8 protein-coding genes are annotated in these 25,132 nt (G+C 47.9%); 7 read left to right on the top strand and 1 reads right to left on the bottom strand.

Features of this window, described 5'->3' with window-relative positions; all coding sequences use genetic code 11:
- Positions 1–14: 14 nt before the first annotated feature.
- The gene (locus KD145_RS08280) at positions 15–7,679 is read left to right on the top strand and encodes a hypothetical protein (protein ID WP_212005428.1); all 7,665 of its coding nucleotides are present in this window, start codon (positions 15–17) and stop codon (positions 7,677–7,679) included.
- An 82-nt stretch (positions 7,680–7,761) separates the two neighbouring features.
- On the opposite strand, the gene KD145_RS08275 is transcribed toward KD145_RS08280, so the two are convergent.
- The gene (locus tag KD145_RS08275; protein WP_212005427.1) at positions 7,762–9,699 is read right to left on the bottom strand and encodes an SPFH domain-containing protein; all 1,938 of its coding nucleotides are present in this window, start codon (positions 9,697–9,699) and stop codon (positions 7,762–7,764) included.
- Positions 9,700–10,176: 477 nt separating this feature from the next.
- Between KD145_RS08275 and KD145_RS32465 the strand changes: the two genes are divergently transcribed.
- The 6 genes from KD145_RS32465 to KD145_RS08250 all read left to right on the top strand — a co-directional run bounded on the left by KD145_RS32465 (position 10,177) and on the right by KD145_RS08250 (position 25,106).
- Positions 10,177–10,299, top strand: coding sequence for a hypothetical protein (locus KD145_RS32465; protein WP_256441284.1), 123 nt, complete (start codon positions 10,177–10,179; stop codon positions 10,297–10,299).
- A 583-nt stretch (positions 10,300–10,882) separates the two neighbouring features.
- A complete protein-coding gene (locus KD145_RS08270) occupies positions 10,883–11,737 on the top strand; it encodes an ROK family protein (RefSeq protein WP_212005426.1) in 855 nt (284 codons plus the stop codon).
- 503 nt (positions 11,738–12,240) lie between these two features.
- On the top strand, positions 12,241–13,512 hold the full coding sequence (locus tag KD145_RS08265; protein WP_212005425.1) for a Gfo/Idh/MocA family oxidoreductase: 1,272 nt from the start codon (positions 12,241–12,243) through the stop codon (positions 13,510–13,512).
- A gap of 24 nt (positions 13,513–13,536) precedes the next feature.
- Complete coding sequence (locus KD145_RS08260; protein ID WP_212005424.1) at positions 13,537–16,908, top strand: DUF1080 domain-containing protein; 3,372 nt, start codon at positions 13,537–13,539, stop codon at positions 16,906–16,908.
- Between the two features lie 258 nt (positions 16,909–17,166).
- Complete coding sequence (locus KD145_RS08255; RefSeq protein ID WP_212005423.1) at positions 17,167–20,496, top strand: hypothetical protein; 3,330 nt, start codon at positions 17,167–17,169, stop codon at positions 20,494–20,496.
- Between the two features lie 44 nt (positions 20,497–20,540).
- A complete protein-coding gene (locus KD145_RS08250) occupies positions 20,541–25,106 on the top strand; it encodes a DUF6695 family protein (protein WP_212005422.1) in 4,566 nt (1,521 codons plus the stop codon).
- Positions 25,107–25,132: the final 26 nt, after the last annotated feature.

Genomic DNA, 25,132 nt, shown 5'->3' with positions numbered 1-25,132 from the left:
CCACCCCTGCAACTATGAAAGACACTAATACCGTGTTGCTGCCTGTAGAAAACACTACGGAAGAACTGATCATTGATCTCACTTATGACGGTGCTTTCTCCCGTATTCTGGGACTTCTGCAGCAGCATCGCCTTATATTACAACAGGTGGAACATATCCCCGGAGGTATGCTCAACGGCTTGCCCGTTAATCAGTTCAAAGGAAAAACCATTCTTAACGGCTTCTCCCTGGAAGTGCTCATCACTACCGGTGAAGACGGAAAGGGAATGTTTGCCATCATGGAGGCCGACCTGAACACTGCCGGTCTGCAGGTATTGAACATCTTTTTTTCTATTGATGAAAAAAATCTGAAGGGAGCAGAGACGTTGTTGTTTCCCCGCTTGCAGCTCTATGCGGAAGCCCAGTCCGGCAGCAATCAGGAATTCCTGGAAATATCCGGCACCTTCAAAGGCCGCTGGAACCCGTTAGGCATCGAAGGATTAGGTATTGAAAACCTGAAGCTGGGCGCAGTTATTTCAACTGACCCCAATACGCTCCGCAACCGCTACACCGCCATCATGGCGGCTTCCTTCCTCATAAAGGACAAGGTCATTCCCATAGAAGTGATGATCCCCCTGGGGCGCGGAATCTGGCGTATACGGGTACCCAAGAAAACAACATTGCCATCCCTTGCAGACCTGGTAAGCCTGATAGGAGGAGAAGATGCTGTTAACGCACTGCCCGAACAGCTCCGGAATATGCCTTCCCTGCTCATCCGCACGCTGGATCTTCGTTTTGATCCCCAGGCGGCCAGGATGCATCTCCTGGATATTGATATTGCAAGCAGCAGCCCCTGGCAGTTCAACTCCCGACTTAGCCTGGAAAGCCTGCGCCTGCAACTGTCTATGGCCTGGAACAGCAGCAAAGATGCTTTCCCCTATACCATAACAGGAAGGATCAGTGGCCGTGCAAAGCTGGGGAAATTCTACTTTGCTGCATCCATCCCTTATCCGCTGAATGGCACTACCATCCTGGAAACCAGCACTGCCGAACCTCTACCTTCGCTGGGAGAACTGTTCTCCTCCCTGGATCTGCCGGACCTGGTACAGGCCATGCCACAGGGCATCGCAGCCAGTGGCGCCATGAATATTCATCATATCCGTGCATCGCTCAACCTGGCAGAGAAACAACTGCAGGAGCTGGACATATCCGTCAGCGCAGCCGGCCGCTGGCCCTTGCTGCCTGGTAAGTTTGAAATATCATCCCTGTATCTTGATTTTAACATCACTTCCATCAATGAGTCCTGGGGCATCTGTGGCAGGATAGGTGGGAAAGTAGTGCTGTTCAATACGACCATCGCTATTGAAGCCGGGCGTTACGCCCCTGGTGATAACTGGTATCTTCGGCTTACACAGCCATTGCTGTTGCCCAATATTGGAGAACTGGGCACGTTAACAGGCATTGAAACGGTAACGGATACACTATTTCCTGCAGAATCAGGTCTGCGGCAGCTGCAGGCTTCCATCGATACTTTTGATATCAGTCTGCACCCCGATACCGGCCGGCTGGCAGCCTATGCTTTTGGCATATCGATGAAATCCCCGCTGGTAGTATTGGAAAATCTGCTGGTGCTCAATAGCATCGACATGTCCCTGGAAGTGATATCACCGTTCGACAGCAGCACACGTGCTGTTAAAGGCGTTGCAGCCTGCACACTCACTTTCGCCGGTGTGACGGCCACGCTGGAAGGCGCGCTGGACCAGGGACTGGTACTGCAAGGTACCATCCCCGAGATGCGGCTGGCTACCATCCTGGAGTCGCTGACAGGTGCAGTACCTCCGGAACTACCGGATGTGGTATGCCGGGATATATATTTTTCGTTGGATACCCGCACTAAAGCTTTTGTGATAAGAGCCGCCGGCACAGCAGATTGGGACTACGCTGGTAATGGTGCTCCATTGCACGCCACCTTCCAGCTGGACCTGGAACGTAACGCCGCTGCAGATCTTTCCTGTACTGTGAAGGCGACTGTAAAAGGACAGGTGGCCTTTGGCGCTGATGCTTATCTGCAGGAACTGGCCCTCTCTTTTTATGTCCAGGCAGATAAAACATGGGGCGTGGAAGGAAATCTGAAGGCTAACCTGTACGGCTACACGCTGAGCCTGGGTGCAGGATACCATCATAATACACTACTACTTTCCTGGTCAGCCGAACAGGAAGGTGGAAAACAATATCTCCCCCTCCTGGGGGCTAAGGAAAGCGGCACCCTTGGATGTTCGGCATTCAGCTTTACCATTGGCAGGGCCATAGCCGAAAAACCGCTTACATTCGATATGCGGGCCAAAGGTGTGCTGGAGATACCGGAACATTTCTCTCTGACAGGAGAACTCATCTTCAGGAAAGATGCAGCAGGAACCTATACTGCCGGCTTCCATGCCAACATGGACAATACAGCACCAACAGATGCCCGGGCAGATATTATGCTGGATATCAGCATTCCGCAGGACCACAGCCAGGCCAGACTCTCAGGCGCTCTCCGCGAAGTGGAACTGAAAAAACTGGTAGCCCTGTTTCTGCGTGATACACCATTACCGGAAGCCATGCCCCAGCTCACTTTCAGCAACCTGGCCTTTGAAGTGATGCCGGTTGCAGGCACCTTTTCTTTCTCCGGTGATGCCGCCGCTGTCTGGCAGCTTAATAACGGCACCCAGTCACTGCACACTACCGCACGACTGGAGGTAGGACGACGGAAAACAGAAGATGCTAAGCTACTGTTTGGCGGCACACTGAAATTTGATGCTACCACGTCTGTTGATATTATCGACAGTTGCAGCTTCCGCAGTTTCCATCTTGATATGGCACTGGGGCAACAGCAAACCCCTGTCGTGAAGGGCAGTGCAGCTATCTCGCTGTATGATCATGAGCTGGATTTTTCAGTGGCATATATAGATCACTCCCTGCAGCTAACTGCTGACCTGCATTCGCTGCAGCTGTTGAACATTGAGGAGGTGATGGCCATACAGCTGAACACACTGGTATTCGTTTATACCAAAGCAGCAAACAATGTTGCCAGCTGGGAAATGGCTGCTACAGCGGATATCAGCCTTGAATATATTGGGCATGTCAGTGGTATGCTGCAACTGTTTAATTCCCCGCATCGTTCAGGACTTTCCTTTAAGGCCACCAATGCCTCACTGGAAGTGTCTTTGCCGGTACCCGGAGTGGAAGTGGCGCTGCTATTCGGTTTCGACCACTTCTCCCTTTACCGGGAGACAGAAGCAGGAAAACACTACTGGGGAATGGAAGCGGCATTGGACCTCGGCATCAAAGGGTTGCCGGAACAATGTTGCCGTTATTTCGGTGAGAAAGACAGGGTCACCTTCAAGACCACACTGCAACTCAGGAAAAACGCATTCCACCTGCACCTCGACAGGCTGATAGGCCCGGTAACGATACCTATTCCCGATATAGAACAAGATGGCAAAACAGTATCGCTGGGAGCCGCACAAATACTGATTACTGATCTGGACCTCAGTATAGGCCGTACTTTCGGGCTGTCTGTTACCGGTGGTTTGAGAATCCCGGCTGAGCTGGACCGCATCTTTGGCCAGCCGTCTACCCCATTCTTTAATGCTTTTGATCCGGCCCGGCCGGATGAAACCACCGTCAAACTGGAGGTGGGCATACAAGGAAGCAGCGTACATGCACGCTTGCTGACCTCTCCACTGGCGGCTGTTCAGATGAAAGACGGCTGGGTGAAACTCGATCTGGGAGATTTCGGAAAATTCCGTTTTACACTACCGCAGTTCTCACTGAAAGGCAATGCATTCGCTGCTTCCATTAAAATGGAGCGGGAAGGGGAGCTGGCCATTCCGGTGAGCCTGCTGAAAAAACTGCTGAAAGACAAGCTGCAGATGGAGAAGGTGGCCAATCTGCTGCCCGACAAAATTCCTATCAGTGATATCAGGTTCTTTGATGAAAACAGACATTTGCAGATAGGGCCTTTCCTGACAGCCCTGGCACCGGATAAAGCAACAGAAGACCTGCTGCGTTCGGCCATAGATGCGATCAATAAGACAGTGGAATACCTGCCGGACAGGCTGGTGAACAACTATATGAAGTTTACCCTTCCGGAAAGTTTTTATGCTGAAATTTCAGTCGGTACGGGCTGTAATGTGAATATATCCGTTGGCGTTGGTGAAGGCAGTGAGCCTATCAGGGTTCTATATCCCACCATGACAGGTATACTGCCTGCCCTGGGAGGTATTGAGCTGCGCAGCTTCTCTTTTGGTACCCTGTTTGGAGCCAGTATTTTTAATCTTTCGCTCGATGCCACTTTCGATCAGTTTGATATCATCTCGCTGGGCGCTGCAGCAGTCGCAGGCTGGATGCCCGAATCCGTGCGGCAACTGTTACCGGATACCACCAAATTCCAGCAAACACTGACCATCAGCGAACTGTACATGATCATCATTGTACAAGGATATGTCGTAGTGCCGTTACCGTTATTCTATAAACATATCGGTATAGATCACTATGGATTAGAAGGACTACACTTGCACGGACATATCCGTTTCCCGAAACCGGAGCTGGATGTAGCCGAGATATTCACTGTGCTGAATAATTTACGCCGGTTCTTTACGGATCCTGCTTTTGAACTGCCGGAAACAGACGAGAAGTTGCCGCAGGGATTTGATCTGGTCTTCACCTTCGAAAACAGTTATCTCTTATTGCCCGCTTATCTCGGTGGTGCCATGGTAGGTAAGAAAGAAGGAGAACTAGTGAAGATAAAGGCGGCGAAGATCATCGCCAAGGTGCTCAATACGGTCAAATTCTTTTCGCTGCGCAAGCTGATAGAATCTATCCCGATAGAATACCGTATCGTCAGCATACAGGCACAGGAACAGCGGCTGCTTGACTTCCGGTTCAGAATGGGTTATGCACTCACTACACCCGGAGAATTTATCGCCAACAAACAACTGCTACAGTCGCTGCAGCTGACAGATGATAGTATAGATCATTTCTTCTCTTATCCGTTGCCGCCTGATGCCAATGGAATGATGTTCCTGGCTAAAGGAAAACTGCAACTGTTTGATACGCTCGAACTCGATGCCAGACTTGGTATTGCAGCGAGAGCTGATGGCTGCCTTATCAACATGCGCTTCTACGGCGCTATCTCAGACCTGTTGCAGGTAACGCTGGCAGGAGAGATAAAGGCAGATAAACGGGATCATCACAACCCCGTAGCACTCTCAGGACAAGTGCTGGTCCGCTCTTCGATATTTGAGCATCACGAAATACTCCGCGCTGTATTTGATTACCGGCATATTGATGGTAAAAACTATTGTTGTTTCAGTGGATTGATACGCCTGTTCCCGGCGAATATGCCGATTGCACTGGAGGCAGAAGCCAGTATCGACGGCCGCTGGAGTGATGATGCTTTCAGTATCAGCAATGCGGAAACACGACTGACCCTGCCGGTACTGGGCAGCTTCCGCTCTGTAACCACCTTGCTGATTACGCGGGAACAACAACTGTTTTGTACTGTTCTTCATTTTAACGACAAACAGGTCAGGTTACTGATCAGCAACAATAACAATGAATTCCAGCTGCATGGTGAATTTGATGCATTATGCATCGGCCGGCTACTGCGTTTTACCAGCTCGGCGGCCAGTCTGGATGATAACCATCCGCAGGGACCGGAGATCTATATTCTTACAGACAAAGCAGCAGGTCAGCTGAAGCTGTTTTACCTCGATGGTAAAATTACCTTCCTGGGTATGTATGCTGCCGTGAGAGTGAATGTACGCCCTGATTACTGGGAGTTTATGCTGGCAGCAGGTATCGATATAAAGCATTTGCTGGAAGCGGAGTTTCGTCTGAATTGCCGCATGGCGCCCGATCTTGCCTGGTTGAATGCCGACGCCTCATTTAGGGTGGGACTGCAGTTCCAGATTCCTAAAATCAGCTTCTGGGTATGGTTCTTTGGCTGGCATGAGATCGTATTGTTCGAGGGACTCAACTGGAGCGGATCTTTCGATGCATTACTGGATATCAAAGTATACAACCCCGCGACCTGGAAAAGTACCTTTGATTATGATGCCGAGCTACTGGATATTGCCGGGAAGATAGGTAAGATCACCAAAGAAATAGCAGATAAAGAAGCTGCTCTGAATGCCAAACGGAACGGGCTTTCCAATGAAAGAAATGCATTGAAGGACCAGCTGCGTACTAGAGATGAAAAAGTAAAGCGGGTGCAGGAGCTGCAACATGATCTTATCAGTCTTTACATCCTCGACCAGCTCTTTGAGGCGAAGAGCAAGCGTGGTTCCGATCCTGACTGGATCTATGCCTATAACAATGCGGTGGAAGCATACCGGAAGGTGACAGACGAATACCTCCGGCTGTTGGATGAGCTGGGATTTGCCACCAGTGGTCAGCTTAAATTCTATATGGAGGCACTCCGCTATCTTGATAAAATCATAGAATATATTGTGGTGTATAGCTTTGGCCGCTGGGGTTATGGTTGGTACAATATCAATGAGGTTTTATCATCCCGTAATGCCCCCGAATACGATATCGTATTGCAATTTGTGCTGATGGCGGACAATATCAAACGGGATCACCTGGCGAAGCACGGTATCGCCTATACGACAGACAAGGAAGATGAGCAGATTGTAGCCCTTCAACAGCGAATAACAGATATGAGCCTCCTCACCAGGCTGTTTGATGCCAGATCTAAAAAGGGCTCAGACCCTGAATGGAAGAATGATTACGACATGGCCAGGAATGGCCTCTTTGAACGGATCAACGCTTATACCACTCATCTGGAACAGGTTGGCTGGGAGAGTGAACAACAACGTACGCTAATGATCTCCCGACTGAATTACATTGATAAGATCAAAGAGTACGTGATTGTTTTCGGGCACCAGCAGTGGGGATATAACGGCACCTATGTTCAGGAGGCGCTGCGTTCCGGCAATATCCCCGAGTATGATATCATTCTGAAGGTATTGGCGGAAATTGAAGCGCTTAAAATAGCGGTACTGAATAAATGTAACAAAGATCAGAAGTTCGACAGTAAGGCAATCGAAGGAATCATGCTGCCGAATGCATTTGGTCTTTCACGGGATTATCATCAGCAGGAGACTACGTATGAGCAGCTGAATACCGACGAAGGGGTGTACCGGTATCTGCAAGAAGAGATTCTGTCTTATCAGGTAGCGTTGCGCCAGCTACGGGAACGTGAGCTGGCGGTCGGCCGCAGGCGTAAAGAAGTGGAAGACGGTAGAAATCAACCTATACGGTTTGAGTTAAAACTACAGTCTTCTCTGGTGATAAAGGACCATGTACTGGTAGTACCGCCTATTGAGATCATGGTAGCGCCCAACAGGTTGCAGGATATACTGGGAGAGGTGAGTGCAAAGGTACTGGAAGCTATTATGAACAGTCTCTGGAATGTTGTGGTAGACCTATTCTCCGGACCACAACGCATGAGGGCTGTCGGGGATGCGGATATGTCCGGGGCTGATAGTGTGATGGAAGGTCCGGTGGGAGAAAGACCGCTGCCCTTCAGCTTTATGCGGCATCCCACTAATCCGGAAGTGCATAGACGTGTGCTGATGGCTGGTCCGGATATGCAGCAGGAGCGTCCGCCTGACGGATATGATCCTGCATTTGATCTGACGGAATATTTGTAAAACGGATAGGGCTGGCATTGAGCCAGCCCTTTTTAAATCAGGGTAACATGAATGGCGAAAGTGAGGATAGGGATGATAAGGTTTATTGTAAGTCGGGTTGTTGTTGGGCCGGTGTGCTGCTCTGAGCGGCTTGTTTGTTACCGATTTCTTCCAGCAGTCTTAACCCGAGCAGTCCGCTGATGGGGCCATTGGCACCATCGTTGCCACCGATCAGGATGTCGGGCATGATGCGGATGTTCTGTGCACCGATAGCTTCCATCACTTTTAATTGTGTGAAGTTGCTGCCACCCATGGCTTCTACGGCCAGTTTATAGGATTCGGCGCTGGACTGACCGATGGCCAGGATTTTTTCCGCTTCTGCTTTACCGGTGAGGGAGATTTTTTCCGCATCCGCTTTGGCGATCCATTCTGTGCGGTCAGCCTCTGCTCTGGCAAGCAGCCTTACTTTTTCTGCTTCACCGCTGGCCAGCAGTTTCATACGATCACTTTCTGCGTTAGCCTGCAGGCGTACACTGTTGGCATCACCCGTAGCTTTCTTCACAGAGGCGTCGGCTATTCTTTCTGCGATCAGTACACCCTGGTCAGCTTTTACGATCTCTTTCTGCATTTCAGCTACTGCTGTTTCTTTTTCGAGTGACTGACGGGTTTCCTGTGCCTGGCGTTGTGTTTCGTAGGTTACTTTTTGTTCTTCCGCAATTTTACGGTCGGTCAGTGTTTTCATCAGGCTTTCAGGAGGTACGATGTCACCGATGAGGGTATCCACTCCGAAAACATTGTATTGATCCAGTACCTGTCCGATATGTTCTTTGGCAGCGTTTTGTCTTTCCTTACGGCTGGTGAGGAAGCTGATCACATCGGATCCCTGGGCTGAGTTACGGAAATAGTTGCCGATAGTAGGTTCAAGTACCTGGGTAACGAGGTTGCTCATGTTACCAAAGCGGGCAATCACTTTCGGAGCTTCTGTTGTAGGGATATGGATGATCTGAGATACGTCGAGGTTGAAGGTAAAACCATCTTTACTCCGTACTGTAATAGTGGACAGGTTTTTATCCAGCTGGTGTGCTTCACTTCTTGCGGAAGCCCAGTTGAGCACCAGGTTGGTGGTAGGCACCAGTTCCACTTTCATGATGTAGGGGTTGATGGGGTATTTACCCGGACCTAACGGTTCCGCCCACACGCCTTTGAAACTTTTGGCTACGATGTTGCCGTGTTTGAATTCGGCACCGCTGATGTCTACGCCGTCGTTGCCTACGAAGGAGATGACTACGCCTACATGGCCGATGGCTATTTCAGTCATGCGTACGATTTCCATTTTGGCAAACCAGGGGTTGATAAAATAAGAACCGGCCAGAATCACTTGTTCCTGTAATCCTTTGTAGCCACCTTTTTCGAGGAAGGCGTCCACGTCCTGGAAGTTGTTATGTTCCGGGATGGTTTTACCGGCAATGGAGCCTGTTTCAAGGGCTTGTCCTTCGAGGGTGGTAACAATGCCCACGCCATTTTCCGGGATGGAGACCATGTCGGTGATTTCCACGTCAAACAGGAAGGTGTTGATACGATAAGATCCGGGCGTGATAATACCTGTCTGCCGGCCTTTGCAGCCGCCATTTTCCAGGAAGGCAACAGTATCCTGGAAGGTGTCGCAGGGTACTTTACGGGCAAGGATGGAGCCGGTAGGTAGTTCAGCACCGTCTTTAGCCATTACAAGGCCTATTTTACCGGTTGGGATAAGGGTAAAAGGCTGGAAGGTAACGCTGTACTGCCAGATCCATTTCCAGAAGTATACACCGGGAGCCAGTGTCTGTGCCTGGAAACCGGCTTCGCCTTTGGTGGCAAGGATACGTCCTTCGGGCAGTTCCTGCTTGCCGAAGAGTACAAATTTTTTCGTTACAAGCCCAATACGGTCTTCCGGCACGATTATAACGCCGAAGAATATACGAAGAATTACCTTGTAAAGTACCAGGCATAGGATGGGCAGGCCGATGAGCAGTGCCCATGTGAGAACAGAGGAGTTTCCCATGTTACAGTTGTTAAGTGTTTATGTATGTTGTATGTGATAGGTGCAGTGCACAGGAAGGCAGCAGCGGAGCAGAAAAAGTGCAGCGCAACAGCAGGCTGTTAACGAAAACCGTTAACAGTCATTTACTTCACAGAAAGTTTATTAACAGCTTGGAGGAGAGGTGTTGTAGTTGGTGGCGATAAAGTTGGTCAGGCTGCTACCTGATTGATGGAGGTCCATTGTGTGTGAATTGAGATGTAAAAGTGCATATTATTTTTTATCCGTCAAAATAGCCTGATAATGCAGGTGTCAGAGGATTAATCAAATGATAAACACAGTGGCATTGTTTTTTTTACGGCATCAACAAAGCATGGCTTTTACTGATGATTTTTTCAAAAAAACAGTCATAAATATTTTTTTTCCGCATATGCACGCGGGTTTACAGCATGGATAACCCGAACGGATATGTTATTTTTAAGGAATAGAATGCATGTTGGTATGTTACAATTTGGATCTGGCATATATCATATACGTCAGCTGCTGCCGGCAGAATCGGCACTTTATAAAACCATGCGGCTGGAAGCCTTACAGCAGGAGCCGGTCATGTTCCGGAGTAAGTAGCCTCCCGGGATTACTTTGACAGATGAACAATGGTAGGAGCAGGTAGCAGATGCCGATAAGGCTGTTTTTGGCCTTTTTGCGGGCGATGAGATGATTGGCGTTACCAGGATAATATTGCAGGGAGAACAGGGCGAAGAAGGTTATCCGGGGCAGTCATATATCCGTAAAGCATACCGTGGACAAGGGCTTCAGACCTGTTGTATAAAATAAGTATGGGCGGCTGAACATCGGCAATGCCCCTGAGGACACCTGCGTCGTGAACAAGAAATGTTCATCAGCTTTGTAAATGTTTTTTCCTGATAAGTTTCTTTTGCAGAGAAAGCAGCGTACGTTCTTTCAGGGAGTATCCGCTCTTTGCGGCTGAGTCTATTTTCCCCATTTGACCAGGTTCATTCGCTTTGCTGCTCTTGTCATTTTTCCTTTTGATTTATCAAAAAAGAAGTTATATTGGGGCACATTATCTGTTTTTTTCTTTGCTAAAACGATTTATTTGACATATTGTCAACCAAACAATCTTATATTTGTCGAAAGCTAAAACGATTTAGCCTAAATCTATTATTTTTATTCATTTATGAAAAGTTCCATGGCATTAGGAATTGATATCGGCGGGTCCCATATCACAGCAGCATTAGTTAACCTGGAGACAAGGACAATAGATACCCATTCCTGGAACCGTACGCGTGTCAATTCACAAGGAACCGCAACGGAGATAATTGACGCATGGGCGGCAGTGATTAATGAAGCTTTCAGGGACATCCAACCAGAAAGCAGACATATCGGTATCGGTATGCCCGGACCGTTTGACTATCAGGCAGGCATCAGCATGATGAAAGACCAGCATAAATATGATGCCCTCTACAACCTGAACGTAAAAAACATGCTGGCTGCAAAACTGCAGCTGGATCCCTCCACGATACGTTTTATCAACGACGCAGGCTGCTTCCTTCAAGGCGAAGTATTTAGCGGCGCTGCCCGCAACTACCAGCATGTAATCGGACTCACCCTGGGCACCGGCCTCGGTTCTGCTACCTACCACGGTGGACAGGCCCAGGACGCTGACCGTTGGTGTTCTCCTTTCCTCGACGGCATGGCGGAAGACTACCTGTCTACCCGCTGGTTCGTAAAGCGATACCAGGAACTGTCCGGTACCGCTGTAAAAGATGTAAAAGAACTAATTACCTATATCGACAGTGACAGCAGGGTACAACAGGTATTCGATGAATTCGCACATAACCTGGCCACTTTCCTCATCGACTTTATCAAAGCTGAATCACCCGAAGCTATCGTCATCGGCGGTAATATCGCCCAGGCTTCTCAACTGTTTTTCCCGGCTGTAATCCAGGAACTGGAAAAGGCGCATTATCACACTCCGCTGCTGGTGGCCGCCCTCGGCGAAAAAGCGGCGATCATCGGCGCAGCCAGCATCTGGTACGAATAACATCATCCCAGGACTAAAGTCCTGGGCTAAGTTCGGGGCTCTGGGTCCAGTACTTTAGTAACATCACACTATTATGACATCTCAGGAGATTACCAATACTGTGCAGCCAGCAGCTGATATGAATAACATCATCAAAAATAGCCCAGGACTTTAGTCCTGGGCGGCTGGATAAGCGTACGCAATACGCTTTGCTACAGGGCTTCTGCATAAAATCGTCTCAAAAAATTATATAAAAAACACAGGGCTTTTTCATCTTCCAAAATCCTGACAAAAACACAGGAGAGGAGTGTGTTATGCCCGCACTGGTCCTCATTTTTATACGTTAATCCAACTCCGGCCGCCTGTCTTGGCGGTCAATATCCCTTTTGCCGCTTATCACTATTTCAAGCCGCTCCGCTTGCATATACCCCACTGACTTTCTATCTTACTACCATTCGACCCGGAGCTTATTACACAGTGAACATCTAACGGAGATCTATACACGTATTCAATCAAACATCTATATGGCAAAACAAAACAGCGATTCAAGGCGGGCGTTCCTTAAAAATTCCCTGGGGGCGCTAGCTGCTTTCACTATTGTTCCAAGGCATGTGCTGGGACGCGGTTATCTCGCGCCCAGTGATCAGCTTACCAAAGCCGTGATTGGCACCGGCGGTATGGGGCGTGGCCATTTTGGTTATGCCGGTACCCGCGTGGTAGCCATTTGCGACGTTGACCGCAATCACCTCAAACTAGCCATGGACCAGCTGGGCGACAAAGGAGTCAAAACATTCTCGGACTACCGGGAAGTGATCACCCTCCCCGAAGTAGATATCGTACACGTAGCTACTCCGCCGCACTGGCATGGTATTATCGCTGCCGATGCCGCCCGTGCCGGCAAGGATATATGGTGCGAAAAACCGATGACTGCTACCATCGGTGAAGGTAAACGCCTCGTGGAAGCAGTACAGCAACATGGCCGTATCTTCCGCCTCAACACCTGGTTCCGCTTCGAAGACCGCTTCTATGGTATGGGCACCACGGTAAAACCCATTAAAAAACTGGTGGAGAGCGGTCTGCTTGGATGGCCGCTGAAAGTCACTGTCAGCAAACATACCGGCTTCGACTGGAAATTCTTCTGGGTGGGCAAAACCAATCTCGACACCATGCCCGTACCCAAAGAACTTGACTACGATATGTGGCTCGGACCCGCACCGTTCCGCCCCTACAACCCGCACCGCGTACACCAGACCTTCCGCGGCTACTGGGACTACGACGGCGGCGGACTCGGTGATATGGGACAACACTATCTCGACCCCGTTCAGTATTTCCTCGGTAAAGATGATACCAGCCCTGTAAGCGTGGAAATTGATGCCCCGCAACAACATCCCGATGCAGTAGGCACCTGGAGAAGGATCACCTACACTTACGCCGATGGCTGCCAGATCATTCTCGATGGTGAAGGAAAAGATGAAAAAGCGGCTTATATAGAAGGACCCAAAGGTAAACTGTACCCCGGCTTTAAATCAGATATCCCTGATCTGGAGAAAAAGCTGGCTGCCTTCCCCGACCCAGCACCACAACAAACCGACTTCGTAGATGCCGTGAAAAACCGTAAGAAGTTTGCGCTCAACGAAGAAAACGGTCACCGCTCCTGCACACTCGTCAACATGGGTAAAATAGCGCTTCGCCTGAACCGCTCCCTCCAATTTGACCCGGTGAAACAGGAATTCATCAACGACGCAGGTGCCAACGCCCTGATATTCCAGCCCATGCGCGGCCCCTGGACCATCTAATACTACAAGTAAGAAACAGCATCAATGAAAAAGATATTACACATACTTATCGCACTGCTGGTGGGCTGGAACAGCCTGGCCCAGGCCCAGGGCCCTTCAGACCAGCGAGCCTTTCATACCAAAATAGCCGATGTGCTGGCACTGATGCCTGCCCCTAATAAAGAGCAGTTCAATACCAACATGGAAGCGATTGCCGCACTTGGCCAGGACGGCGTGACCACCATCGCCGGTATGCTGGCCCCACAGGGCAAAGGCGACAATACCCAGTTGCAGTACGCGCTGGCGGGCTATGCTTATTACGTTACACAACCTGGTAAGGAAACCAAACGTAAAGAAGCTGCCGCCGCTTTCTGCAAAGCCATCAACAAAACCACCGATCCGGAAAATAAAGTATTCCTGATCACCCAACTGCAGACCACCGGCGACAATGATGCGGTGAGCACCCTGCAGCCGCTGCTGGCTGCCGATCGCTTCTGTGATCCTGCTGCCCGTGTGCTGGTAAAAATCAATACACCTGCTGCTCAGCAGGCCCTGTTAGGCACCCTGTCTGCTGCCAGTACGGCCAATCGGATCACCCTTACAGAAGCGTTGGGGGATGCCCGTTATACTGCTGCAGTACCGGCTATCACCGCGCAACTGAGCAACACTGATAAAAAACTGGTGAAAGTGTCTCAGTATGCGTTAGGGCAGATCGCTGATCCTTCCGCTGCCACTGTGCTGGGCAATGCTGCCGCTAAAGCTGGCTATACCTACGATATTACCGATGCTACCGCTGCTTATCTGTACTACGCAGGACAGCTCGCTGCCAATGGTAATAAAGCTGCTGCACAGAAAATAGCAGAAGCCCTCGTAAAACAATGCACTGCAGATGCGCAGGTACATACCCGCACTGCCGGGCTTAAACTGCTGACCGATATCCTGGGTGAAAAAAGCATGTCCTGGGTGAGCCAGGCCGTTGCCAGTAAAAACAATGAATACCGCGACGCCGCCCTGAAATTTGCTGCTCCCTTTGCTGCGGCCACTTCTGTGGCCTGGCAGGCACAACTGAAAAAATCCTCCGATGATACCAAAGCGGCTATCATCAACATGTTGGGCGAGAACAAGGTGAAATCTGCACTGTCTACCGTAAGTGGATATACGAAAAATGCTAATGAAACCGTAAGGCTTGCTGCTATCGCAGCTGCCGCCAGGATTGGCGAAACAGCTACCCTGCCTGCTTTGCTGGATATCATGAAAACAGGTTCCGCTGCGGATATCACTGCTGTAAAAAATGCACTGCGGCTGATGCCCGGCAATGAAGTAGTACAGCAGTCCGGCGCAGTACTGGCTGTTATGCCTGCTCCTGCACAGACAGCGCTGCTTGAAGTGCTGGCTGCCCGCAAAGCAGACAGCCGCGTAAACGATGTCCTGGCCCTCACCACCAGCACTAACGCAGACGTGAAATCTGCTGCCATGGCTGCCCTGAAAGATGTGGCCAGCAAAAATAACCTCCCTGCATTATTCACGCTGTTGAACAACGCTGGCTCCCAGCAGGAAATCAATCATATCCAGACAGCCCTGATTAATGCCGGTGCTACCAGCAATGATGTGCTGCCGCTGATGAAACAGGCTTCCGCTGCCAACCAGTCCCGTTACCTGGGCGTACTGGCCGGTATTGGTCAGCCTTCCGCACTGGAACCGGTGATGAATGCATTCACTACCGGCAACGCAGCTACGAAAAAAGAAGCGATAGCTGCCCTGGCAGACTGGAAAGACGCTGCCGCGGCACCCGCCCTGCTGAAGATAGCCCGTGATCCTGCCAACAGCGACTATCGTGAGCAGGCACTGGCCGGCTATATTGCCCTCACCAAAAAATCAGGGTACTCCGCAGACCAGAAAGTGCTGATGTTGCGCAACGCTATGGAGCTGAATCCTTCTGCTTCTTTGCAGAATCAGATCCTGTCTGGTGTGGAACAATGCAAGACCTTCCCGGCCCTGCTGTTTGCTGGCGAATACCTGGATAATCCTGCTGTACAACAGAATGCTGCGATGGCCGTCATGAACATAGCCCTCGCCAATAAATCCTATAATGGAGCCCTCGTTCGCCAGCTGCTCGAAAAAACCAGCAATGTGCTGAAAGGCGGTGATGCAGATTATCAACGTCAGTCGATCCGTAAATACCTCGCTGAAATGCCCGCCGGCGACGGCTTCGTACCGATGTTCAACGGCAAGGACCTCAGCGGCTGGAAAGGCCTCGTGGAAAACCCCATCGCCCGCGCCAAAATGGACGCTAAAACCCTCGCCAAAGCACAGGATAAAGCCAATGAAGCCATGCGCAAAGGCTGGTCTGTAAAAGACGGTCTGCTGATCTTCAACGGTCAGGGTGATAACCTCTGCACCGAAAAGAAATATGGTGACTTCGAAATGCTGGTAGACTGGAAAATCACTGCCAATGGCGATGCCGGCATCTATCTCCGCGGATCACCCCAGGTACAGATCTGGGACACTTCCCGCATCGATGTAGGTGCACAGGTGGGCTCCGGCGGACTGTACAACAACCAGCAACACGAAAGCAAACCGCTCAAACTGGCCGATAACGCTATCGGTGAATGGAACCACTTCCGCATCATTATGAAAGGTGACCGTGTGACCGTTTATCTCAACGGCGTGCAGGTAACCGACAACACCATCCTCGAAAACTACTGGGACCGCGGTCTGCCTATCTTCCCCGAAGAGCAGATTGAACTGCAGGCACATGGCACCTATGTAGCTTACCGTAACCTGTACATCAGGGAATTGCCCCGTGTAAAACCTTATGTATTAAATGATGAAGAGAAAAAAGCAGGTTACAAAGTATTATTCGATGGCACCAACATGCACGAATGGACCGGCAACACCAAAGATTATGTAATTGATAACGGAGACCTGGTGATTTATCCTACGAATGGTGGTCATGGTAACCTCTATACGAAAAAAGAGTATCGCAACTTCTCCTTCCGTTTCGAATTCCAGCTTACTCCCGGAGCCAATAACGGTCTGGGTGTGCGTGCCCCACTCACCGGCGACGCAGCCTATGAGGGCATGGAATTACAGATCCTGGACAACGAAGCAGATATCTATAAAGATCTGCACGTGTATCAATATCATGGCTCTGTATATGGTGTGATCCCTGCAAAAAGAGGTTATCTCAAACCGGTAGGAGAGTGGAACTATGAAGAAGCGATCGTAGACGGTACGCATATCAAAGTGATACTCAATGGTACTGTGATCCTCGACGGTGATATCGCGGAAGCCCGTGAGAAAGGTACGCTGGACCATAAACAACATCCCGGCCTGAAAAATGAAACTGGTCATATCGGTTTCCTGGGACATGGATCTATCGTACGTTTCCGGAATATCCGGGTGAAGGAACTGTAAGGTTTTCTTTTCATGTAAAAACGCTTTGGCAATGTAATTGTCAAAGCGTTTTTTTTATCAAGTATGCTGTTCACACAAATATGTGATGTACTTTTTTTAAAAGCTGTTTTACTTTTAGTTAATTGTGTGACTACTTTTTTGAGATCCTTTTACCTATGATGATTTTTTGTTAACCAAAGAGTAGCATACAAACAACCAAAATTCTGATTACTGTCTTTCCCGTGAAAGGCCTTTACCTATGTAAATATTGAATGCCATATGCGTATAAGCTGTTTGCTCGGAATGCTCCTGTTGTCATTAGCGGGGACTGCTCAACGGGCTGATTATCCCAAAGTAATACCTGCGTTGCCGGAAGCTGCGGCACTTGGAAAGTATGGAGACATACCGGTTTCTACTTTTACCGGAGTTCCACAGGTCAGTATTCCTGTATGGAAGTATTCAGTTGGAGATATAGCCGTTGACGTTGGATTAAATTATCATGCGGGTGGTATAAAAGTAGATGAACTGGCGACCAATGTCGGGCTGGGATGGACGCTCAATGCAGGTGGCATGGTTGCACAGACTGTCATGGGCCTGCCGGATGGAATAAATTCTGTTTATCCTGCGGATGAAGTGAATTTTAATCCTTATGCATCTCTTGGTTCCACTCTCCCTGATGATTACTATTTCGCGATGGATGCCATCAACAATAACAGGGATCTTGAAAGGGATATCTACAGCTTTAATTTTATGGGACAGTCGGGCAAGTTTTATTTTGATAAGCAGAATAAGGCCCGCCTGGTGCCAGCCAATCCTGCAATCAGGATTACCCGGATAAATGGTGCGCAGTCACTCTTCCTGATAACCGACGATAAGGGTTTTCAATATTATTTTACTGCGCTGGAACAATCATCCTATAACTATAGCTGTATTACCGGTACAATGGGTGGAAGGGAGTATTCCGGAGTGCTTCAGCCGACTGCTTTTCTGGAGAAAATTGTAAGCCCTAACGGCAGTACGGTCAGGTTTGATTATGAATCCTATAATTATACCTACGACCAGAATATGGAAGAGGCCAGCTACCAGAAAACAGTACCCTGTTCCGGAGGATTACCCCTGGACAGATTGTGCAAGCGCGTAGTTACAGTGAATGGACTGAGGGTAAAACGTATATACGCAGACGATAATCCTTCCCAGGTGGTATTTAATTACAGTGTGGCCAAACGGCAGGACCTTCTGTATAATGGGCAGCAGGCCGGGAATTATCTGGAAGGGATTGATATCTATAATAATACAGGGATCGTGAAAAGATGGAATTTCACGTATGGTTATTTTGGTACTGGTACTGGCAACACCAGCAGATTAAAACTGCTTACTGCCAAGGAAGACAGTAAGCCTACCTATGTTTTTACCTACGATGAAACAAACCCCCTGCCGGAACGCCTGTCGTTTTCGCAGGATGAATGGGGATATTACAACGGCAAAAGCAATGGAAGCCTGATACCTCCTGCAATTTCCCAGGGTAAGCCATATGGAGCGGACCGGTCTGCTGATTTTCAGTATATGAAAAGCGGAACACTGACAAAGCTCCAGTATCCTACCGGTGGATATACGATGTTTACTTACGAACCGCATATAGACAATGTAACCTATACTGTTACAGAACTGGGTTATGGTGGTGGTGGAGTATCACTTGATCCTAATGATCCGAATGCGCCATTGGCGAATGATTTTGTGGCTGACGGAGGAACTGTAACACTGGAATGGCTGTTGCAGCCCTTTAATTATGATGACTATCTGGCTTTTACTTTGTTTGACGTAACTGATAATACAGGTGTCAGAGGGGGAAATGGCCAGGGGTCACAACAACTGACGCTGATAACTGGTCATACCTACCGGATCTCTATTGGCAGAACACATATAAATGATTACGGTTATGCACGCGTGTTTTGGCCTAAGCCCATTACCCGCACTGTTACCGGCCCTAAGATCGTGTATGGTGGTTTGCGTATCAGGTCGCTCAAAAGTTATGATCAATCCGGGAAACAAGCGGACAGCAAGTTTTATAATTACAATTTCCTCAACAATCCTAACCGCAGCTCAATTATCTATCCACCCAGTGGTGGGTATGCGGAAGTATATCAACCTCCATCCAATGGTTGCCCTTACTATATTTATTCTTCCTCGGCGCAAACCCGTGCTGGCGGGGCGCTGAATAATACAATGGGTTATACGGAGGTAACAGAAATGTCTGCAGAAGATGGCAGCAATGGGCGAACGGTATACAAATACTCCGGAGGTATTGGAGATGTGGGATTGACGGATCCGGTATATTCCGCCAGTTCAGAATGGTATGCAGGCATGTTGCTGGAAAAAAGAGTATCTGCATTTAACAGCAGTAATAATACTTTCCGGGATATTGCCTGTACAAAAAACTACTATCAGGCCATTTATGATTGGGGTTGTTATCAGGCTGGTAATACAAATTGTAATCCCAATCAGAACCTCATCGCTAATTTCCAGCTGTCGTTTTCCAAAGTAGATGAAGGGTGGACCAATCCTGCACAGTTCATTGTAGATAAATACTATACTGTATCCGTACCTGTTTTCATGACCCGCACGGATGAAATAACCTATGATGCTACAGGCACCAATGCGCTTACAAAAACAACCAGCTATACTTATGGCAGTAATAAACATTTTTATCCTACTGTTACCCAAACTACGAACAGCAGCAATGAGACGGTGCGCCAGGAAAACAAGTATGCGTTTGATTTTTCCGGTACTGCTGTTTATGATGCTATGATCGACAGAAATATTATCGCTCCGCTCATAGAACAAAAGACCTATAACAACAATCAATTGATGGCCAGCACTTTTACCCGCTATAACTTCTGGAACGGAGTAACACAGGTGAAGCCGCAGGAGGTGCTGGTAGCCCGGTTGAATAATCCCTATGACAGAATGATACTGTACAATGGTTATGATACGAAAGGCAACATTATAAGTTTTACGCAAAGAGATGGTGCACTCAACAGTTATTTATGGGGCTATAATCAGGCCTATGCGGTGGCGGAAGTTCGGAATGTTTTACCCGGCAATGTTGCCTATACGTCGTTTGAAGGGGATAAAGGTGGCTGGACCTATGCTGGCGTATCTGTTACAGATAATACTGCTATCACTGGCAAAAGCGTGTATAACCTTGTCAATGGCAGTATCAGTAGTAGCACCGGTATTCTGGACGCCTCCAAAAATTATTGGCTGACCGTATGGGCTAAATCCCAACCGACAGTAAGCGGAGGTACGTTGATGTCTGCCATCACACGTACTACCGGCAGCTGGAAGCTATATGTTTTCTCCATTCCTTCAGGAACTACTACGGTCAGTGTTTCAGGAAACACAACGATCGATGAACTCCGCTTGTATCCGAAAGATGCTTTCATGAACACTTTCAGTTATGATCCGCTGGTGGGCATAACAAGCAAATGTGATATGGCCAATAATGTGCTGTATTATGTGTATGATGCCTTTGGCCGGCTGAAGCAGATAAAGGATGCTGATGGGAATATTGTCAGCATGACAGAATATCAATATAAACAGGTGCAGTAAAGTTATTCCCGGATAGTGCAGACAGTTTAAAACCCTACTTAGACATGCGTATTACATTTATCATAAGTATACTCTTTTTGTTCAGTATAGGTGCAAACGCGCAGAACAAGCCCTCGGCTATTACCACTGTTCCTGCCGGCACAGCACCCATTCATACCGGCACTGACTATGCCAGTGGTGTGGAGTTAAATTATATCCGGACATGGGCGCCACAACGCCCATTGGCTACTGAAGCATCCGTGACTGGTGTGACGTCGTCCGGAGATGCCAAGCGGGTCACACAGTATGTAGATGGGCTGGGTAAGCCACTGCAAAGGGTTTCCTGGCAGGCCTCCGGTAATGGAAAGGACCTGGTGGAACAACAGGAATACGATGCATGGAGCAGGGAGATATACCAGCATCTTGCCTATGAAAGCGATGTCACCGGAGGCAATTTCAAGCTGGCTCCATTTTCTGCGCAAAAAAACTTTTATAACAACTTTCAGCTCAACGAGCCAGGGCTTAAAAATGAACAATATTATTATGGACAACAGGTATTTGAGCCGTCGCCATTAAACAGAGTGGTGAAGACAATGTCGCCAGGTAACAGCTGGGTGGGCAATAATAATGGTGTGCAAAATAGCTATGATATTAATACTGCTGCAGACCAACTGCCGGTATGGAGCATTGGGTTCCAGGAATTTGTTAATGGTACGGAAAATACTCCGGTAGCAGGAGCTAATTATGCTGCGGGTACGCTGATAAAAAATACGGTGATCACAGAAGATGGAAGTGCGGTTATTACTTTTACCGATAAAGAGAGCCGGGTAGTAGCAAAGAAGGTACAGGTAAGTGCAACTACGTCTGGCGCCTACAATGGTTGGCTGACAACCCTTTATATCTATGACAGACTGAATCAGCTGAGAGTGGTGATTCCTCCCAAAGCAGTAGCAACGATGTTGTCTGCAGGTAATTGGATACTGTCAGCAGATATCCTTGCGGAACTTTGTTTTCGTTATGAATATGATAACAGAGGACGTATGATCGGGAAAAAAGTACCGGGAGCGGAATGGATATATTTAGTATATGATCAACGGGATAGGTTGGTATTCACTCAGGAAGGAAATATGTGTACAAAAAACTGGTGGAAGACGACCCTCTATGATCATCTCAACAGACCAGTATCTACAGGTATTACCACTTATAGCGGTACCCGTCAGACCTTACAGCAATATACAGATGCCAGTACAGGTGGCAATGCATCCGGAACAGTGAGTGATGCTGGTGCCCGTGTATCTGATATTCCATCAGACTTACAGATAAGGGAGCGCCAGATTGGGCAGCCCGGTTATCAGGCATCCAATAGTATTGGATTTGAAGTTGGTTTTGAATCAGAGATCAATGCCGACTTTGCTGCAGAAATAGTTCCGGCTACCCCACGTCCTGTTAATAGCACAGTAACAGTGCTTAATAACCCGGTTCCACCGGGTGCAATATTCACAGCCCTGACATTTACCTATTATGATAATTACGACTGGGCCCCATCCGATAAAAATTATACAACCACGGATAAATCGAAACTGGATAAGGGAGGTAACAACTATGCAGATGAGTTACCGGATAACCCTTGTTATGCAGTAAACGGGCAGGTAACGGGTGTAAGGGTAAGAGTGCTGGAAGATCCTGATAACCCTGGTACAGGTGCATGGCTGGAACGGGTGGATTATTATGACCAGAAGGGAAGACTGATACAGGAACAGGCAGATAATTATAAAGGTGGGATTGATATAAGAACACAACGATATAATTTTTCTGGTAGCCTGGTATGCACCTACAATGTCTTCCGTAATCCTTCCTCCGGGCAATCGGCCGTTCGGGTAAAAACGTCTTTTTTATATGATGCCACAGGTAAACTGATAACAGTGAAGAAGATGTTGAACGATGATGTTGCTACAGAACGTATGGTAGCCAGAAATGAATATAACAGCCTGGGACAGTTGAAGCTTAAACAATTAGGCCAGAAAAAGGACGCAAATGGAAATCTGACTACAACAGCTATTGAAACCCTCGACTATACTTCCAATATAAGAGGCTGGCTAAAAGGGATTAATACAGGATATGTGAGTGCTAATGGCACCGGCCACTATTTTGGTATGGATATCAGCTATGATTGGGGCTTCAGTAGTAATCAACTCAATGGAAATATAGCGGGTGTCAGGTGGAAAAGTGCAGGTGATGGCGAACAACGTGCTTATGGGTATGGTTATGATTATTCCGGAAGGCTGTTGAAAGGAGATTTTACACAATTTGCCAATGGCGATTGGGGGAATAGTACCGTAAATTTCAGTATGAAAATAGGAGATGGTCTCAATCCTGCTACCGCCTATGACGAAAATGGTAATATAAAAGCGATGCAGCAATGGGGAATGTTACCTGCAGGAGGCAGCAGTATTGTTGATGATATGCAATACCGTTATCAGACCAATCAGCTGGCAAATAAGCTTTCTTCAGTCACAGAAGCCCCTTCCATAGGGACAAAAGACTTTAAGCTCGGAGATTTTACAGATAGGAACAGGACAGATGATGACTATGATTATGATCCTAATGGTAATCTCACTAAAGATAACAATAAGGGAATCGGCTCCATTCGGTATAATCTTTTAAATCTCCCATACAAAACTACTTTCCCCAATAAAGGTGATGTCACTTTTATTTACGATGCACTTGGTAATAAGCTGGAAAAACGAGTGCACGAACTGGCCTCTGCGGCAAATGGTAATGTAGAAAAAAATTCAACCAGCACTTATATTGGTGGAATAGAGTATAAAGACAACGTACTGTCAACGATGGGGCAGGAGGAAGGGCGTATTCGTTACAATGCAAGCACTGGTGCCTGGGCTTATGATTACTTCGTAAAAGATCATATCGGAAATACGAGAGTGGTGCTTACTGATGAGCAGCAGACAGATCTTTATCCGGCAGCGACTATGGAGCCAGGCAAAGCCGCAGTCGAAAATGCCTTATATGCAAATATTGACCAGACCAGGACAGCCAAACCTACAGGATATCCCGCGGATAATTATACCAGTCCTAACGACTATGTAGCACGGCTAAACGGAGATGGAAATAAAATAGGTCCATCTATCACTTTAAAGGTAATGGCAGGAGATCGTTTCCATCTACGGGTAAGCAGTTGGTGGCAATCAGGCGGAAATACACCGGGAACCCCTGTTAATCCGTTGAGTAATCTGCTGGTGGCAATGAGTGATGGTATCAGTGGACTTAGTGGCAAAGTGGCTTCAGTAGACTTGCAAACAGGAGGTACTTTAGGTAACAGCATACAGTCCTTTCTGAATAACAGAAGTTATAATCCTGTCAGGGCCAAGGCTTATGTGTCCTGGGTATTGTTTGATGAACACTTTAATCTTGTAGATAATGGAAGTGGCATGGAACAGGTGGGTGCCGACGGTGAATTTAAAACACACCTGAAAACAGATATGCCCATTACTAAGAACGGCTATTTGTACATTTATACCAGTAACGAAACCCCGAATATCAATGTGTATTTTGACAATCTTCAGGTGACACATGTGAGAGGACCATTGCTGGAAGAAACTCATTACTATCCTTTTGGGCTGACGATGAGCGGGATATCCTCATCCGCCTATAAAGGGCTGTCGTATCCAGCCAACCGGATGAAGTATAATGGTAAGGAACTACAGGAGCGTGAGTTTAGTGATGGAAGCGGATTGGAGATTTATGATTTTAGTGCAAGAATGTATGATCAGCAAACTGGTCGTTGGTGGCATGTAGATCCCAAAGCAGATAAAATGCGGAGATGGTCTCCCTATAGTTATAGTTTCGATAATCCAATAAGATTCCTGGACCCTGAAGGAATGGCACCCTATACCTATAATTGGAAAACAGGTCGCTATGAAGATGAGAATGGAGAAGAAGTTGGGTGGGAAGTTGTAAAGAAGTCTATGGAGTCAGAAGGAGCGATCGAGAAAAATGGAATGGCTGTTTTTGTGGCATTCCCGGATGCCAAACCTGATATTCCTACTAATCAGGGATTTTTTCGATGGGTTGATAGAGTTTTTAGTGACGGAGATGGCAAGGTGGACGGTGGACATGCAGGTGTTATATTGATTAATAGTGAAGGTAAAACGAGCTATTTTGATTTTGGTCGGTATGATAGACCTGATCTGGGAGATAAAGTCAGAGGAAAAGATGAAGGTGCAGTCCGCTCCAGCAAACACTACAAAAAATTAGCTTTGACCAATTGGGATTTTAAGAAAGCAGACAATGAAAATGTTACAATTCTTCTGAAGAAATTATATAATTCCGATGTATTCAAGGGATATGGGAGGATTGTAGGTGCACTTGCCAGGGGGCTGGATTATCAGGCAATGTTGCGTTATGCACGGGGGGCTGAAAGTGAAGGATATATTCCCTTTGGTGGGTACGCAGGTGGATATGATTATTGCGAAAAAGCTACCTATTGTGCTAAATTTGCCCGGGCCGTTGGTGATGCTGGCGGTGTTGACTGGAACTTTAATACCTTGTATGGAATAGGGAATATTAAAGATATTGAGGATGAGTATGATGTTAAAAGAATTCAGATACCATAAATGTTCTATGAAAGCGATGATGCTCC

Origin of the sequence: Chitinophaga sp. HK235 (assembly GCF_018255755.1) — a bacterium.
Taxonomy (GTDB): Bacteria; Bacteroidota; Bacteroidia; order Chitinophagales; family Chitinophagaceae; genus Chitinophaga.
This window is presented reverse-complemented; position numbering and strand designations above follow the sequence as displayed.